Here is a 15,921-nt window from a genome sequence, read left to right as displayed (position 1 = left end):
TTGTTATAGCAATTTAATCTAAAGCAATAGCGCTGATACTGAGTATTTTACCCAGCCTCACCATCCATTAATAGCGATTTTAACGCATCGGAAGAAGAAGGGAGTAGTCCGACTTTTAAGCCAAATGGTTTGAATACCTTATTGAGAATCTCTGCATTGTAGCTGCCCCGATCATTCTCTATATCTGAGAGTGTTTTTCTTGAGACATCGACAAGTCTTGCAAACACATCCTGTTTGAGTCCCAGTATCTTAATGCGTAAACTTTTCAACGCTTGGCCTTGTGTTAGCTCTCCAAGCAATAAGTGTTTGATGATTTTGTTTGCCTCGGTTTTGCGTTCTGATGGACGAGTGGAGGGGGAGATTTTTGAGACTCTCTGACTTATTGAAGTTTTGGGGGATGTATTAACGACATGGCTCTCTGATATCTCGTGAGGTGCATCTCGATTGGCCCTTAAACGACCTATGACCTCTTCTACAGACTCTCTTTTTTCTGGAGCAATTTTATTCATAGCAGCCTCGCTTTATCAGATCCTCTAAAGCTTATGAATTAGTTATTAATGTTATGAGTAAAAAATTACTCATAACATTGATTCTTAGATGTTAATGAGTATTTTCTTACTCATTTAGCTTTTATCTAGATCTCTGAGGTGATCAAGTAAGTATTCTGTGTAGTAAAGCGGCATCACGATGTGTTCTCTCTCTGTTGCTGGAGAGCCTTGAGTACCTGTAAGTTTGATTGTCTTGTGGGGCTTACACTTCTCGATGTAGGATTGCAATGATTTCGCACGGGTTCGCTTACCGCTTTTTACTTCTACAGGTACGATTCGACCTAGGTCATCAGCGATAATGAACTCTATCTCTGCTCTTGCGTCTCCCCAAGAGAAGCTTGGTTCAATACCTAGCGCAGCGATTTCCTGTTGAACATAGTTTTCGGCGATATATCCCTTGTATTCATAGCCTTGCTGTTTGATTTCACGGTAACCAGTGCCGAGCATATGGTTCAATAGCCCTACATCAAAGAGAAACAGTTTAACCGTATTTTCCTTCCGATAAGCAGCTAAAGGAGAACGAGGCTGTCCTTCAATAGGATGATTTTTTAAAGCAAGCCGACACTTGTGAAGCCATGTGATCGCACTTTCATACTCAGCATAGCGAGACTTGCGTTCGTGAACTCCCTTGAATTTAAACCGTTTAACGGAGTCGTCGAATACCGAAGATAGTTGAGCGGGAATGCTTCGAAATACAGATTCGATGAGCTGTGCATCCACTTTTCCAGAGTACTTTCCGAAATCACGCATGTAGCCCTCAATTAAGTTCCTATGGACTTCAGACACGGCTTCAATGCGTTCAATAATACTGAGTTCTGAGTTTTCGAACCATGAGTTTACGGCTTCAGGCATGCCGCCAACAAAATAATAGTCGGTCAGTAGTTCGATTAATTTTGTATGAGCTGCTGGAGAATTCAGCTTTTGGTCAAACGCTTTTTGCAGTGCTTTTTCTCCAGATGCCCACAAGAACTCCCTGAAAGTCAGTGGCCTTAAATTGTGTTGCTCAACTTTTCCAACGGGAAAGGACGTGAGCAATCCGATATTTGAACCACTAGCAGCAACATAAGCTTTGGGAGCCTTTTCTGCAAAGTACTTAAGAGAGGTGACCGCTCTTGGACATTCACCAATTTCATCTAAAATAAGAAGATCTGTTGATGGCTCGAAGATTTCTCCTGTTAATAGTTCAATGTTGGTGATGACGTCATCAGGGTTTAGAGAGCCTGAAAAGGCTTCCATTAACTCAGGGCTTTCTAGAAAATCGATTCTTAGGACATTTTCGAATGTACTTCCTAATAGTTCCTGCAGTAGGAATGTTTTACCAGTTTGTCTAGCACCGTCAATCAGCAAAGGCTTCCTTGTCGGCTTGTCTTTCCAGGTGAGTAGGTTTTCAAGTAGTGTTCGTTTCATCTAGCCACCTCAGTTAAAGTGCTTATCTGGTCGATTGTTTATTACATAAAAATGCGCAATAAAATGCAAGCGTTAACATTTAAATGCGCATAAAAATGTATTAAACAACACTTTTATGCGCGTAAAAGTGTTGTGTGTGTATTTGTGCGAATGATAGTGTTGGGATTGTGAAGGGAGGTGATGAATCTATGCATCATTTCTGATTGGTTGCTTTGCAAGGTGATCAATTATCGCAGCGAGAAAGCCCTAACGGACTTTCAGATGCCGAAGTTTCTTGCTGTCTAGCTCTTATAGGTAATAAGCTTTATTAGTAAGTAATCCACTAGTCAATAAGCTGACAGAACCCTTGGGGTTAGAAATGAATGTGGTACTACCGCCTGCGATCACTTTCTCTACAGCATCATGTTGATGCCCTGCAACCCAGAACCTCGCTTTTGAGATCAACTCATTACTCAACCCTGCATGGTAGTAGGGGGCATAAACACTATTGGCATTTTCTTCTGTCGCGAAAGCTTCTTTAGAAGGAAGATGATGTGAAACAACAAGATCTACTTTCTCAGGGAGGTTATTGACGAATGCTTTGTACTGCTCTTCAATTATAGAGCTGTCAATAAACTTAGCGTCGTTCATCAACTCAGAATATACATTTACAAGCTCGACCGAATAGGTGTGAATGGGAAACCAAAGGGTTCCACCGAAGATAGTGAATCCGTTCAATTCAATCGACTCATTGTTCAAAAAGAACAGGTTTTCAGTGGTATCGCTATGAGCCTTAAGCTTTGCTAATACTGAATTCTTAGAAACGTTGAGAGAACCAGAGTTAGTATTAGATTCGCACTCACTTGTATATCGGTAGGATTTACTGTTATTGCTATACCATTCATGGTTTCCAGCAACCATGATGACCGCCTTAAAGTGGCGGCAAAGTACATTCTTTACGTATGCTATGCCTAATAGACCGTTTGCCGTGTCACCAGCAACAACCAACGTGGCTTCTTTATCGAACTCATGCCAAAAATCGCGGCGTATTCCGTGAGTGTCCAGGTGTAGGTCAGAAACAACGTAAAACTTCAAACTATCATGGCCTTAAGATTGATTGACTACTTCATGCATGGTACATGGATTATTTGGATTAGAGAAGTGGGCATATGCGCTAAGCATTTCTACTCAAGGTACTTGAAGGGTGCTTTTGTACAGGACAATGATTGGACGTGTTGTTTGATTTTTCGGCACTAAGATTTAGACACTAACTTTTAGTGTCTAAATCTTAGTTGTTATTAACAATTTGAAATTGTTAGTTTTTAGTTGAGGTGCTTTGATTTGGCAACATCGTTGAGGCTTGCAAAAGTGTTAGTGTGCTACCGTAACTACGGCAGGCATTTTTATGAGTGAGGCTTATATGAAGAGCGAGGTTAAGGCTAAAAAAGTGATAACGAGCAAGCCGACTAACATGATCGTGACGTTGCGCTAGATGGGGTTATTGACTTGCTCGATTACGATATCTCTACCAAACACAGGTATGGTAGTTTGAAGTAACTGAAGCCTCACAGAGCAGCTGGAAGAGAGCATTGGTGACGAGCAGGTTGACCTAGACGGAAAGTATTAAGAATAACCCCTATTTGAGGTTGCACAGCATAAAGCTGTGTTTTTTAAGCGGCATACGCCGCAGTAGCGAGTGATAGACATCATGCACAATATCTTTCTTGCAGTGTATTCTCTAATTCTTTGCCCAGAATAATTTCAAAGTCAGTAAATAAAGCGACGGGACGAGAAGTATTTTCTTTCTTCTCTATTTGGATAAACCCTTTCGATGATAGTAAGTGGAGTGTACGTGACAGTTTACGAGTATTATGACCGCTGATGTCCGCAAGTTCAGCTAGATTTGCAGGCTTTTCCCTACTCATCAGGAGCATTAGCTCGATATTTTCATTACACAGTAACTTTGATACTTCATCTAGTGATGTGAACCAAAATGTCGGTAGATGCTTACTATGACTAATGTTGCCTGCGGCCACACTAATCATGTGCCTACGAATGAGGTCTTCTGACATAACTCCAATACGAGCTTTCATTACTATCCTTCCCAGAACGAAATAACAAAACCCTAGTGTATAAAACGCTGCTCTGAAAGAAAAAGTGGATAGTTATATTCAACGAAAAAACGATACCATCGGACACAACTTTCGAGATCGTGAGGATAATAGAAACAATGAAATCCAAGTACCATTGAGCCTTTTTTCGGGTCACCCTATCCTAAGGTCTACGAGGCTCTTCACTAGAAAAACACTTGTGTATTAGCTGACCAATCAAGACTAGAGAGTTGGTTTTCGTGTTACTCATGGGGGCAAAGTAAACTAGTTGCAGTGTTAGTTTGCTTTTCTTTTTATATGTTAGAATAACAGCATGAGTAAATAATCAATGCTTACAATGTCAGAACAATTATATTACAAGCTTTTAAAATCTACTTTTGAAAATGCACTGCTTCATCTTTACTTTAAAGTCAGCGCGTCTCAAAGCTTTGTCAAAGAAGAGCAACGCAACAAAATCCTCATTGATTTCTTAAAACCAAAATTGAAAGAGCAACGCTATTCACTTATCAAAAAGAATTTAAAAACCATCTGTTTAATGAAAAATAAGTTTGGGTCAATCGAGAAATATTTAAATGGGATTGTATTGCAATATAGTTCAATCAAGAGCAAGAGTGATGTAGACAAACTCTATGAGTTGCTTGAGCAGCTTGAGAAGGCAGGGTTTGAAACAAAGTTGATTGAAGAAACTCCAACACAGGATCAAGATGTTGTTTATTTAGATAGAGCACACATTAACAACTGTTTCGATGAGTATGACAATCACCAGGTTGCGCCCATTTCTTTGCTCATTCATACAGAACAAATAGTTAAGTTCACTCAATCCCTAGATGAGCAAGCTTATTTTGAATATGAAGTATTTCAAGTTAATAAATCATTGAAGAGCTATCACTATCGCTTACACCCTCGTTCCTGATTGCTGAACATATAAAAATAATAGTTCCAAGTATTTCTAATATTTCATAATGTAGTCTTGGAACTTTTCTGTACCAAATGTTTAGTTATTCGACTTTACCTTGATACATATTATAAAAATACTTCAAGAACAATATGTTAAGAATGACGCCTTTTCTACTATATCCTGGAAGAATCCTCATAGGATGTTGTTGGTTGCCAATTCATTGGTGCGGATAAGCATTACATTTTCCAATGTCAGGAACATCACAGGGCTTTGTTAAGTAATTCGGATAGATAACCAAACCACCTGAGCATTGTAATTTCTCATGTATATCTTCCTACCAAGCGACTGCTTCACTCTATACATCGTACTTTTTGAGAGTAAATGCTTGCAATAACAATATCGCTTTTTTCACTTTTTGTTAAAGCCGTAAAGCTTCTGGCAAACTACCGCTAAGATCCGAGAGTGGCTTTTTCTTGTAGAGATTAGCGGAACAGCTCGCTTAACCCGTATAGTATTGTGACAACTCCTTGTATCATAAGCTCCATCACCAGATATCTCGATAATTCTTCGGCGTGTTTGACTTACAAAGTTAAGAAGGACTTCTGTATCGTAACATGAGATAAACTCAGTTCTTCTGCGATTATTTTGTGAGTGCAGCGTCGGATACTAAATGCAAATTTGCTCAAACTCTACGCATCCGTCAGTACCATGATTTTTGACCTTCCGTTTAACTTCGCCATAAACCTTGAGGCTGCCAGTATCAGTGGCTAGGTATTGTATTGCACCTCCATTTTTTGTCTCAAAAGAGACCTCAACTTGTTTAACTAAAAGACTGATACAAATGAAGTATGAGAGGGTAAGAGTAGTATTAGACAACATAAACAAGGAATCGATAAACTGATTACATGCTAGTGTTGTTGTTTTTTATTCACCTTCAGTACGGTAGTGATGGCTAAGTCGATGAATCGACGAGGTCTGCTACGGTTGATTAACGCTTTGTTGTACTGTTGCAGTTAGTTTTATTATAACTAGGTCTCGCATAGGCCTAAGATGATTAACTGATATACACGTTTAGCTGTTAAGTTATTGATTTATTTTTAATCTAATTGCCCCCAACCAAACCGTTGAACTAAAACTTACCAAACTTGGAAAGGCTATGGAAGATAAATAGTTTATTGACGGTAGCGAAAAAATAAAAATAGAATAGACAATATCAAGTCAAATAAAGATATGATATTGTCTTAATTTATTAGTCGATTTGATAAGTTAAATTTTGATTTCAGTATTTTTAATGAAACTTTCAAATATAATGATCTAAATTAATTGTATTTAACCTTTTTGTATAAATTTAATGAAAAGCCTATAGTCTTTAAATATAAATTCACAATCTTTACAAAGGAATTTTTTCTTGATTATAATTTTCTCTATAAACTTTCTTTCTATTCTATAGCATCCAAAACTAGAACAGTTTCTACACTTCATCTAAACCTCTTCCATTAATACATTATTTTTAACAAGGAGTTTATTTACAATAGATTTCATACTTTCTGGTTTTCCATATAAAAAACCTTGAACAGATATACAGTCATTTATTTCTATCAAATGATCATGTTGCGCAATGCTTTCTATCCCTTCTATAACAATTTTATATTCCAAGTTATACAAAAGATTAATTATAGAATTTAAAAGTGAGTTGTCTTTTAATTCATTTGGAACTTTATCTAAAAAACATTTATCTAACTTAACTTCATATAATGGCAATTTTATTAGATTGCTTAACGTAGAATATCCCTTACCAAAATCGTCTAGGGAAAATCTAAACCCTAGCTCAACCAAATCATTTATTATCTCAATTTTATTCTCATTTTCGACAAAAAAAACATTTTCAGTTACTTCAAATATTATATCTGAAGTATCAATTGTTTTTCTTATTATTAATTTATTTAAATAGTGTTTTAAGTTTTCATTTATCTGATTTGGTGACAAATTTATTGATAATGTCACATTATTATGAAAATATAATTTATTTTCGTAATAATCTTTAATTGCATAATCTATAACTCTAAAACCGACAGAATCAATTAAATCAGCAGACTCAGCAGTTTCTATGAAAACATCTGGAGGAATATTACCTTTTTTAGGGTGTCTCCACCTAACCAAAGCTTCTAAACCAACTAATTGACGATTCTTGATATCAAACTTTGGTTGATACTCAGTATAGAACTCATTATTTCGACAAGCCTTTCTCAAATCATTTACTAGATCAAATTCAATATTAGCCTTCTGAAGTAGACCAATATTATATTCGGTATAATGTGACCTTCCTTTTTTCTTGGACTCATACATAGCTAAATCTGCATATTGTAATAAAAGATCCAATTTATCTCCATCGTTTGGATATTGAGAAATACCAATACTAGCAGTAGTTTCTATTCTTCTATTTTTTATAAAAACAGGCTTATTTATTGAACGTGATAAATTGTTAATCTTACTTAAAATGTCAACATTACCTTGAAATATAACAATGAATTCATCGCCACCAAATCTATACAACTTATCATCAATATCAATTCCTTCAGTGATATTATTAGATATTTTCTTTAGAAACAAATCACCAAACGAATGGCCTAACGTATCGTTTATATACTTAAAGCCGTCCAAATCAATAAACACTAAATAAAAACTGTTGAGACAAAATGTTTTTCTAAAATCGATTTCCAAACTTCTTCTATTTGGTAAGCCTGTTAAGTAATCGGTTTTTGCTATACTATCAATTTTTTTATTTGAATCTTTTAACTTTTTTTTCTCTAGCAATACTTTATTACTATATTTAGTCAATATACGTGATATTTTTCTATGTAAAAAATAATATATAACAAATGAAAGAGATAATAGAATAGAGAATGAGCTGACTATTGTTTTGATATCTTCATATAAGAACTCTTTAAATAGATATTTAAAGTCATCGTTTAGTTCATATTTGAAGTTTTTAGCCATAGAGAGTGATATATTTATCCCATATTCACTTATGGTTTTGTCAATATAAAGAAACTCCCTACTGCTATCTAATTCAAGAAAGTTGTTATAGATATAATCATAGAAAAAATAAAGTGAACTTTGACTGTTTAAGTATCTTTTTTGTTTAACCTTTTGGTCATATATAATACCGTTATGAGTTGAGTAGACCCTATATTCAATATTGTCATCCAAACTTGAATTTTCTAAAAGATTAAATATTTCATCATGTACACGTTCGAGAAGAAACTCGTTAACATATCCACTTGCCAAATATAGTTCTGTGTTAGGTATTTGTTTTATATACGATACTTTGTTAGAACCAAATTTAGAAGGTACTTTGTATCTATACACGCCACCATTGATAGGAAAGTTTTCAAAAAAACTATTAGAATATTTATCTTTAAGATTGTCATTAAGTTGGTTAAAAATATTTGATTCTATAATGTTCTTATCTTTATAGTTTACTATAAAAACATAATTATCTTTGAAGGTTGAGTTAAACTTATTTACTTTTTCTTTTATAAAGTCTTCTTCTATACTATCTTCATTAGCAAATTCAATGATGGCAGTATTTTTCTTAACACTCTCGATAAGTTCGTTTTCTATTAAATTTATAATTGAATAAATAGAGGCTGAAATAGACTCTGCCTCTTCTATTAATGCATTTCTTTTTTCAACTAGTTTGTTTTCACTAAACTTATCAATATATAATGAATATTGCTCTAAATTACCTACAAATACTCTAAAAAAAATTATAATAAAAAAAGCCAAAAGCAAAAATAGATAAACGGATAAATTAATACGTGAAATCTTATTGTTAATCACTGACATATTGATATTAGCTTTTTTTAAATAAATTAATGAAAGTTTTTGGAGTCATTCCATAAACAATTTTAAACTTCTTTATAAAAAAAGAACTACTGGAAAAACCTAATAATTTCGAAGTTGTAACAACGCTTTCTGTAGATAATAATAATTCCACTGAGTTTTCAAGTTTAACTTTAATCACTAATTCAGACGTTGTCACATTTAGCTTAGACAAAACTAATTTAACCTCTCTAATACTTAAATTTGACCTTTGACAAAGCTTATCAATATTCCAGTTTATGCTTGGATGCTTTTTTATACACTCTCTTATTTTTTCTAATGTTGGTTCATCTGATTTTATCTTGGGCAAGAAAAGATCTTTTTTAATTAGGTCTAACAGATAATTTTTATAATATATTGATGATAGCTCTAAATCGTTCTTTGTTTTTAAATAAATATAATAATCACGCTTGGACATGATTTGCTTTAAATGACTGAACGATATGACTTTAAGCTCTACTATTTCTTCTTCTACAGAATAATGAATAACTTCTCCTTTCGGAAGATAAAGGTAATCACCTGGTTGAAATATACATGAAAACCCGTTATACGATACAGCGCCACTCCCTTCTTCAATCTGGATAATATGTTCATTCTTATTGAAGTAAGCGCCTAATTTACAAGGTTTAACTTTAACTGATTTCATGATGAAAACCTTTTCGGTGGATTTTTATAATATCCCTGATAGTATATTTTGTTAGAACTTTTTAAATGTTGTTTTATGCTTGAGTCAACGCCATCAATAATTACGCCAACGTTACAAAATGGAATTAAAATTTGTGCTACATGCTTTTCTAAATCCTTAAATGAGTACTTTTTGTCTATTTTAATATAATCCCAATCTATATAACCTAAACATTGATTAAAAGTTTCATCTTTGTGACAAAAAGAGTCTAAGCAAAATTCAATTCCACACTCCTTGAGTTTTTTTATTGATAGATACAAGTCAGGTAGCATATTATTTTCTATTTCATTAACTTCTATCACTAAATTTTTGTTATTAAATAAAGAAATTCTCGTTATGAATTCATCACTCAACAATATATTTGCGGTAATATTAATACTAAATTTGTTTTTTTTATTGTTTTGAAGTTTTTTAACAATATTTAATGCTGACTCCATTATTATTTCATCGGATACAGTCATATCTAAAAACTGCTCCTCATAATATCCATCAGGTATAGTGTATAAAACCTCAGAGAAAGCCACATCTCCAGTTTCACTTGAGTAAATAGGATGCAAAAAAATACTATTTGAAATGCTACTTTTTAAATCCATATCTCACTACACCTTTTTTAATATGAATATTGTTTTTAAGCGCAAGATTAATCATCTCTTAAAACCTAAGCAACCAGTTTTCTATTATTAGCCATGATATCTATTGTTATTTATCACCCTCAAACGCACTGTCATTATATTGACATTAAATTGACCGTACATTAACAGATAGCTTATTGAACATTTAAAATCAAGAGTGCTTTAGTGTGGTCTATGTTTAAGGCTTTGTTACGTAACTCGATGAAACTAAGGCAAGAGGTGATGAGCTGTACGACGACACAGTTGATCCCCCTAGTCTTATGGAGAAGCCTCGTTACACAACAACTAACTGAAAACAGTACAGCAAAGTGCTAATTAATCGTGGTTCACTCACTTTCTGGATTGATGAAGGAGTTATAAGCGAATAGAAGCAAAGCAAACAGAACAAGCGTGGCAGGCCTCGTCAATTCAGCGACCTCGCCATTACTGAGCCGCACCAGTTATCTTGGACCCTGAGTTAAGTGAGTAAAATCACTAACGAGGTGAATCATGACAAACAAGAAAAAACTTATTATCCATTCTTCCGAATTTAATACTTGAGATTGCGGAGAAAGTCGGCGCTGCTGTTGCCGCTAGATAACTATCTCTCCATGACTCTCAAATCTACGGCTGGCGTAAAGCCGCAAATAAAAACTCCAGTACTGCTGAGCGAGAAAAAGAGCTAGGAGTAGTAAAAAAGGCCGCCACCTACTTTACGGAGAATCTAAAGTAGCTTGTGCTTCGAATTTATGTTTGAACATCTGCAGTATTTCCGTGTATCTCACATGGCAGAGGTGTTTGGCATATCGCGAAGCAGGTTTTACTACTGGATTAAGCATCGTCATAGAGACTGCCTGCGAGAACAAGCCCGTCAGGTATTAGACGACAAAGTCAAAGAGGCGTTTGATAACCGCAAAGGCAGGGACGGTGCTAGACGTATCCAGATAGAGTTAACTGATAACGGTAGCAGGCATAATGTGAAGACCATTGCCAGTAGCATGAAACGTCAAAATCTAGTAGCGAAAGCTGCTCGTAAGTTTAAATGTACGACGGATAGCATTCATAAGTTGCCAATCGCTCCGAACTTGTTGGAGCAAGACTTCTCTGCAACTTCCGCCCAATCAGAAATGGGCGGAGATATTACGTATTTGGCGATAAGTGAAGGTTGGCTATACGTAGTGGTAATCATTGATCTTTGTTCACAGCAAGTCGTTGGCTAAGAGGATGACTGCAACATTAGTCAGCGATACTCTTTCAATTACCTTATTCCATCGTGGCTTTCCTGAGCGAGTCATCGTTCATAGTGGCCATGGTAGCCAATATTGCTCGAAAGGTTATCGAGAGCTGATAAGTACCTATAATCTAAAACAAAGTATGGATAGAAAAGGGAAATTGTTGGGACAACGTTATATAGAGAGTTTCTTTCATGCCATGAAGGTAGAAGCTGTACTACATGAGCTGATAATGTCGAGAGAATAGATGCGTCAATTGGTCTTCGAATGCATTGAGGTTGAATATAATCGGACGAGAATGCACAGTGCTCTTGGGCGTCTAAGCCCAGTTAACTTTGAAAAGCCAATAAAGTCGCTTAATGCAGTGTCCAGCCTGGCTGGAGCTTCTTCTCGCATCTTCATTTAGTTGAACGGAGAACTATGTTCTCCGAATGACGAAAGGCTGAGTCAGGTATTATCCGACTCGTGTTTGGGTATATAGGCAAAGGTCGGTAGCGTTTAAACGCTACTGCGAGAACACTGTTCTCGCTCAAATCATCAAAAACTAAAGTTTGCTCATTTAATTAATAGATAAAAAAGCTCTCTTAGTGCCCAACTCTCTGGTGAAAAATGTGTTACCTATTATCTTCATAAGTGGGTTTGTCAGAACCAATGGACTAATGAATTTAAGCTCTGAAACACTTTTGCCCTAATATGATTTTAAATCACATCGTGTCATACCTGCCTATCTTTTATTTGCCCTACTTTTTCTCATGTTAAAAATGTATTGAAAATTTGGAGGCTGATTAGTTAACTTTTTCTTTGCTTAGAGATACTGCAATATCGGCCATTTCGCTGAAAGGCACTTCAGTTTTTATGCAGAAAAACCAGCTTCCATTTGAGTTAAAGCCCGTTTCAGAACCTTCATAGCAGAAGTCATCTTTAAACGGATTTTCGCCTTCTCTCCAAGGCGATATATCGAGAGTTAAGCCTTGATCTGGTATTAAAACTTTCCCAAAAAACATCCCCTTGCTTAACTTAGCCGCAAGGATGTGACCAGTTTCTTTGTCTCTAACGGTAAATCCAGTTGATGTAATTGATCTGTGTTCATTATTAAATGATTCTACAGTACTTTTTAGTGGAAGGTTTGTAACTTGAACTAATAAGGTAGGATCATCAAGATGCTTCAGGCACTCAACAAATTCGTAAGCTTCATCGAGTTCATCATTTGAAAAAAGGAAAATCTCACTGTACCCCCAACGTCCCCATCTATCATGGCTAGAGTGAATGCGCATTTGCTTGTATTTAAGACAGTCTCTCTTAGAGATCTCTCTGATTTTCGTGAAAATATAACTATACGTTTCCTTTTCCTGCTTCTTATCTTCTTCATTTAAATCAGAGGACAACTCATTTTTTGTTGTATTGTTGCTCGTTATGTTTGATGCTGTAGTAGGATTATCTATTCCATTAACTTCATTCTCATTCAACTCTTCCTTTTGTCTCTTGTACAAAATGTGTATGCAATGAGCCATTCGTTCATGAGATGGTTTGTGTTTTATCGCGCTTTCTTTCATGGTTGTAAAATGCAACATTTTAGATAATTCACCCATCTGAGTGTTGAGAATCTTAGTTGCTTCACTCAAAGGAACGCCCAACGCAGCAACAGAGCCTAAAATAGCATCTCGATTCTTGTCTTTTGCACTACGGCTAAACAAAAATTTATAGATTACAAAAATAACAAAAGCAGCAATTAATAATTCCATCAGCGCTTCTCACTAAGTCTAGATACAAGGTGGCCCTAATATGCAAATTAATGAACTATACCATCAAAACTTGACAGTGTGTTAACTGACTTTGCCATACTAGAGTTGATTTATGGATTGTTAATTTAGCAAAGTCACTAACACGTTTCTGTCCAAAAGTGAGTTGTGTTGGTTTTTGGGAGTGCCAGCATCTGCCTACTCGTGATTCGTCACAATCAAGTGCGTGTTTCTGCCAACTCTTTTCAAATCTCGAATGGCAGTCTCTTTACTAGCAATCCGCAGGGGACGATCTGAAGTTATTGTATTGCTGATAATGTCAATATCATCACGTTTCGTATGTGTAAACTCGATAACGCCGTAGGGGGTCCTAAACTCCCCTTTACGTCCAGTCGTCATGATCGTAATTCGACCAAGCATTACTTGGGAAATAACACTGTATTCCGAGAGTGCCGATTCTAGAGAGATGTAGTTGTACTCTCCTCGTCGCAAGCATTTAGCAATGTATTCAATGGTATAACCGTCCTTATGACGACTGTATGAGAATACATAAACACCGTTGCACACCCGCTCTAGTACTCCAGCTTTCACCAAACGAGGTAAACTTTGCTGGAATGCTGTAAGTGAGTCATCAAAAAATAATCTCCTGAGGTCACTTTTTCGGTAAACGTGTATACCTCGCCTGTCAAATTTATGCAGGCGCTCCAATGCATCCTCAATCTTCACTTCAATGCTCATAAGTAGTCATAAAAAGTAAGTATAGCATATATTTTTGTACACTTGTGATTGAAGATAGTAATTGGTGGTCGTTAATACCCTTCCTGATGCCTGATTGGTATTTCCGAGTTAGGATCCTAACTTGGAATTTGTAGTGATGGACGCGGTTGTTATCAGGTTAGAAGAAACAGCAGTACTAATCGCAGCCAGACTCCGATGAGCATTCTCGGTTAGGATCCTAACCGAGAATTCATGGTGATGAATATGTGGTTCTTTGAGGAGAGAAATCGCAACACTAATAGCCCAGAGTCTGATCTTTTTCATTTTTAGTTAGAAGTTTAACTAATTATTATTTTCTTATTTAATAATTAAAAAACCAACCGTTTTTATTTAATAATTAAATGTTAATGTGATTATTAAAATAGTGATTAAAGGTCCTTTACAAAGAGAATATTACTTGATAAATATAATATTCATTGAATTTATCTATATATCAAGAGGGTTGTCGATATGTCTCAAGTTCTGGTTTTTTCTAAACGTAATCGTGAAATGAGTTATCTATCCGTAAGAGAAGAACGTGAAACTAAGCTCAATAATTTTAAAGTGGTCTACAATGACATTTCAGACGAAGAGGCATTACGTAGAGCAAATTCTATTAATTTAGATGAAAAGAACAGTGTTCCCCAAGTTCGTTCAAAAAGACAATCTATTAAAGAAAAAAAAGAATGTCGAGTGCCTGGCTTATATGGCTGTAACCGTTACAAGTCAAGAAAAAATGAGACATTCAACGTATTCTAATGCAGCTCTTTTTTGCACAACGTTAAAGCCTATTGAATTGTGTTAGGCAAGTGATAAAAGCCTTAAAAATTCCGTCATTAAAGCAGGTGGCAAGAGAAATTGCCAAGATTGGCAATCAATGTGCCAATGCTGGCATTGAAAGTGCCAGTAGTGGCAGAAGAATTCTTGTAATAAATTAAGCTTACTTTGGCTTAACCTTCACTTTTTTAAAATCTAACGTTATATTAGAATTATAACTTTATAATAGTTATAACAGTTATAATAGTTATAACATGAAAAATTAATAAAATAAAATTTATTTTTTATGTATTAATTTTATTGCCAAGGGAAATTAATAGTAACTTTGTTTTTATTATAGATGAATTAAATTTAGAGTAATGTTTGTTACTCATGGATATTTAATTATTTTCTAGGTTTTCTTAAGGCAAAGGTACTTTGTCAAAATTATCGACTTAAGTAGTCAACTTTAGCGAGATGTAAACATCCCAGGGTAGTATCAACAAACATCCGTTTTCTGATACCAGACGGGAATGAAGTGTTTGCGGTCTCATAAAGTAGGGTTCGGATTTTTATGATACCCAACCGATTGATGATACCAATTGTGATGCCAAAAGGAGTGAATAGTATGGGACGGACATTCGCTTATTGTCGTGTATCGACTAGCGAGCAAACTGTGTCAAATCAGATCTTAGCTATCAGAAATGCTGGCTACGATGTTCAAGAACACCGAATTGTACATGAAACAGTTTCTGGCAGTGTGCCTGCAACTGAACGACGTGAGTTCAAAATGTTGATTGAGCATAAACTAGAGCCAGGGGACAAACTAGTTGTATTAAAGCTAGATCGACTTGGCAGAGATAACATCGATGTTCAGCATACGATCAGTATGCTGTTAGAGAAGGGCGTTACACCAATTTCTCTGGATCTGCCAACCGCTGATCTAAGCTCAGCGGAAGGACGATTGATGCTGCAAATGTTTTCCGCATTTGCTGAATTTGAACGAAACCGTATTCGAGAGCGGACGCTAGAAGGTCAGGCTAGGGCTAAGTCTGAAGGTAAGCGGATTGGTAGACCAGAAGCACTAACCACAACTCAAAAAGTCCAAGAATGTAGGGCAAGAGGACTGAGTCAATCCAAAACAGCAAATGCTCTTGGTATCTCCATTCCGACGGTCAAGCGGCATTGGAACAAGCGGCTAACTGAAAGAGTTCAATGAGAACAATGTTCCATGATACTGTTAGGTTGAGTTGAGTTCTGCCAGAAGTAATTACTCGTTAAGAGGTTAACGATATTGCAAGAACCTTGTTCTTG

Annotated in this window: 12 protein-coding genes and 3 pseudogenes; 5 read left to right on the top strand and 10 right to left on the bottom strand. The window is 35.7% G+C overall.

The genetic code is table 11. The features are described 5' to 3' along the window. Nucleotides 1-47: 47 nt before the first annotated feature. The 4 genes from NL626_RS04725 to NL626_RS04710 all read right to left on the bottom strand — a co-directional run bounded on the left by NL626_RS04725 (nucleotide 48) and on the right by NL626_RS04710 (nucleotide 4,027). Nucleotides 48-500: a helix-turn-helix domain-containing protein gene (locus NL626_RS04725; protein WP_253657050.1), complete on the bottom strand. Its 453-nt coding sequence runs from the start codon at nucleotides 498-500 to the stop codon at nucleotides 48-50. 123 nt (nucleotides 501-623) lie between these two features. Then, nucleotides 624-1,955 (bottom strand): ATP-binding protein, encoded by a 1,332-nt coding sequence (locus tag NL626_RS04720; RefSeq protein ID WP_253657032.1) that lies wholly within the window; start codon nucleotides 1,953-1,955, stop codon nucleotides 624-626. Nucleotides 1,956-2,243: 288 nt separating this feature from the next. Beyond that, entirely contained in the window at nucleotides 2,244-3,029 is a 786-nt protein-coding gene (locus NL626_RS04715) for a metallophosphoesterase (protein ID WP_253657031.1), read from the bottom strand. A gap of 611 nt (nucleotides 3,030-3,640) precedes the next feature. Continuing rightward, nucleotides 3,641-4,027 (bottom strand): transcriptional regulator, encoded by a 387-nt coding sequence (locus NL626_RS04710; protein ID WP_253657030.1) that lies wholly within the window; start codon nucleotides 4,025-4,027, stop codon nucleotides 3,641-3,643. A 355-nt stretch (nucleotides 4,028-4,382) separates the two neighbouring features. On the opposite strand from NL626_RS04710, the gene NL626_RS04705 reads away from it, so the two are divergent. Next, nucleotides 4,383-4,958: a DUF2913 family protein gene (locus NL626_RS04705; RefSeq protein WP_253657029.1), complete on the top strand. Its 576-nt coding sequence runs from the start codon at nucleotides 4,383-4,385 to the stop codon at nucleotides 4,956-4,958. A gap of 285 nt (nucleotides 4,959-5,243) precedes the next feature. On the opposite strand, the pseudogene NL626_RS04700 reads toward NL626_RS04705, so the two are convergent. The 4 genes and pseudogenes from NL626_RS04700 to NL626_RS04685 all read right to left on the bottom strand — a co-directional run. After that, nucleotides 5,244-5,926, bottom strand: a pseudogene (locus NL626_RS04700) (transposase); the annotation flags it as partial. Nucleotides 5,927-6,425: 499 nt separating this feature from the next. Next, nucleotides 6,426-8,792 (bottom strand): bifunctional diguanylate cyclase/phosphodiesterase, encoded by a 2,367-nt coding sequence (locus tag NL626_RS04695; protein WP_253657028.1) that lies wholly within the window; start codon nucleotides 8,790-8,792, stop codon nucleotides 6,426-6,428. Between the two features lie 7 nt (nucleotides 8,793-8,799). Beyond that, nucleotides 8,800-9,474, bottom strand: a complete 675-nt coding sequence (locus tag NL626_RS04690) for a helix-turn-helix domain-containing protein (RefSeq protein WP_253657027.1) — start codon at nucleotides 9,472-9,474, stop codon at nucleotides 8,800-8,802. Beyond that, nucleotides 9,471-10,106 (bottom strand): EAL domain-containing protein, encoded by a 636-nt coding sequence (locus NL626_RS04685; protein ID WP_253657026.1) that lies wholly within the window; start codon nucleotides 10,104-10,106, stop codon nucleotides 9,471-9,473. The genes NL626_RS04690 and NL626_RS04685 overlap by 4 nt, the downstream gene beginning before the upstream one ends. A gap of 347 nt (nucleotides 10,107-10,453) precedes the next feature. On the opposite strand from NL626_RS04685, the pseudogene NL626_RS04680 reads away from it, so the two are divergent. Next, nucleotides 10,454-10,573 (top strand): annotated as a pseudogene (locus NL626_RS04680) (transposase); the annotation flags it as partial. 61 nt (nucleotides 10,574-10,634) lie between these two features. Then, nucleotides 10,635-11,762 (top strand): annotated as a pseudogene (locus NL626_RS04675) (IS3 family transposase). Nucleotides 11,763-12,141: 379 nt separating this feature from the next. Here the strand turns inward: NL626_RS04675 and NL626_RS04670 are convergent. Together NL626_RS04670 and NL626_RS04665 are read right to left on the bottom strand one after the other, a co-directional pair. Beyond that, on the bottom strand, nucleotides 12,142-13,098 hold the full coding sequence (locus NL626_RS04670) for a hypothetical protein (protein ID WP_253657025.1): 957 nt from the start codon (nucleotides 13,096-13,098) through the stop codon (nucleotides 12,142-12,144). A gap of 195 nt (nucleotides 13,099-13,293) precedes the next feature. After that, complete coding sequence (locus tag NL626_RS04665; protein ID WP_253657024.1) at nucleotides 13,294-13,833, bottom strand: hypothetical protein; 540 nt, start codon at nucleotides 13,831-13,833, stop codon at nucleotides 13,294-13,296. Nucleotides 13,834-14,322: 489 nt separating this feature from the next. On the opposite strand from NL626_RS04665, the gene NL626_RS04660 reads away from it, so the two are divergent. Together NL626_RS04660 and NL626_RS04655 are read left to right on the top strand one after the other, a co-directional pair. Continuing rightward, nucleotides 14,323-14,610: a hypothetical protein gene (locus tag NL626_RS04660; RefSeq protein WP_253657023.1), complete on the top strand. Its 288-nt coding sequence runs from the start codon at nucleotides 14,323-14,325 to the stop codon at nucleotides 14,608-14,610. 625 nt (nucleotides 14,611-15,235) lie between these two features. After that, nucleotides 15,236-15,826, top strand: coding sequence for a recombinase family protein (locus tag NL626_RS04655; protein ID WP_171933420.1), 591 nt, complete (start codon nucleotides 15,236-15,238; stop codon nucleotides 15,824-15,826). Nucleotides 15,827-15,921 lie beyond the last annotated feature (95 nt).

It is taken from the genome of Vibrio sp. Y58_MX_L22, from assembly GCF_024181865.1.
GTDB classification, from domain to species: Bacteria; Pseudomonadota; Gammaproteobacteria; order Enterobacterales; family Vibrionaceae; genus Vibrio; species Vibrio alginolyticus.
The sequence above is the reverse complement of the archived record's forward strand: the minus strand, read 5'-3'. Positions and strand labels throughout refer to the sequence as shown.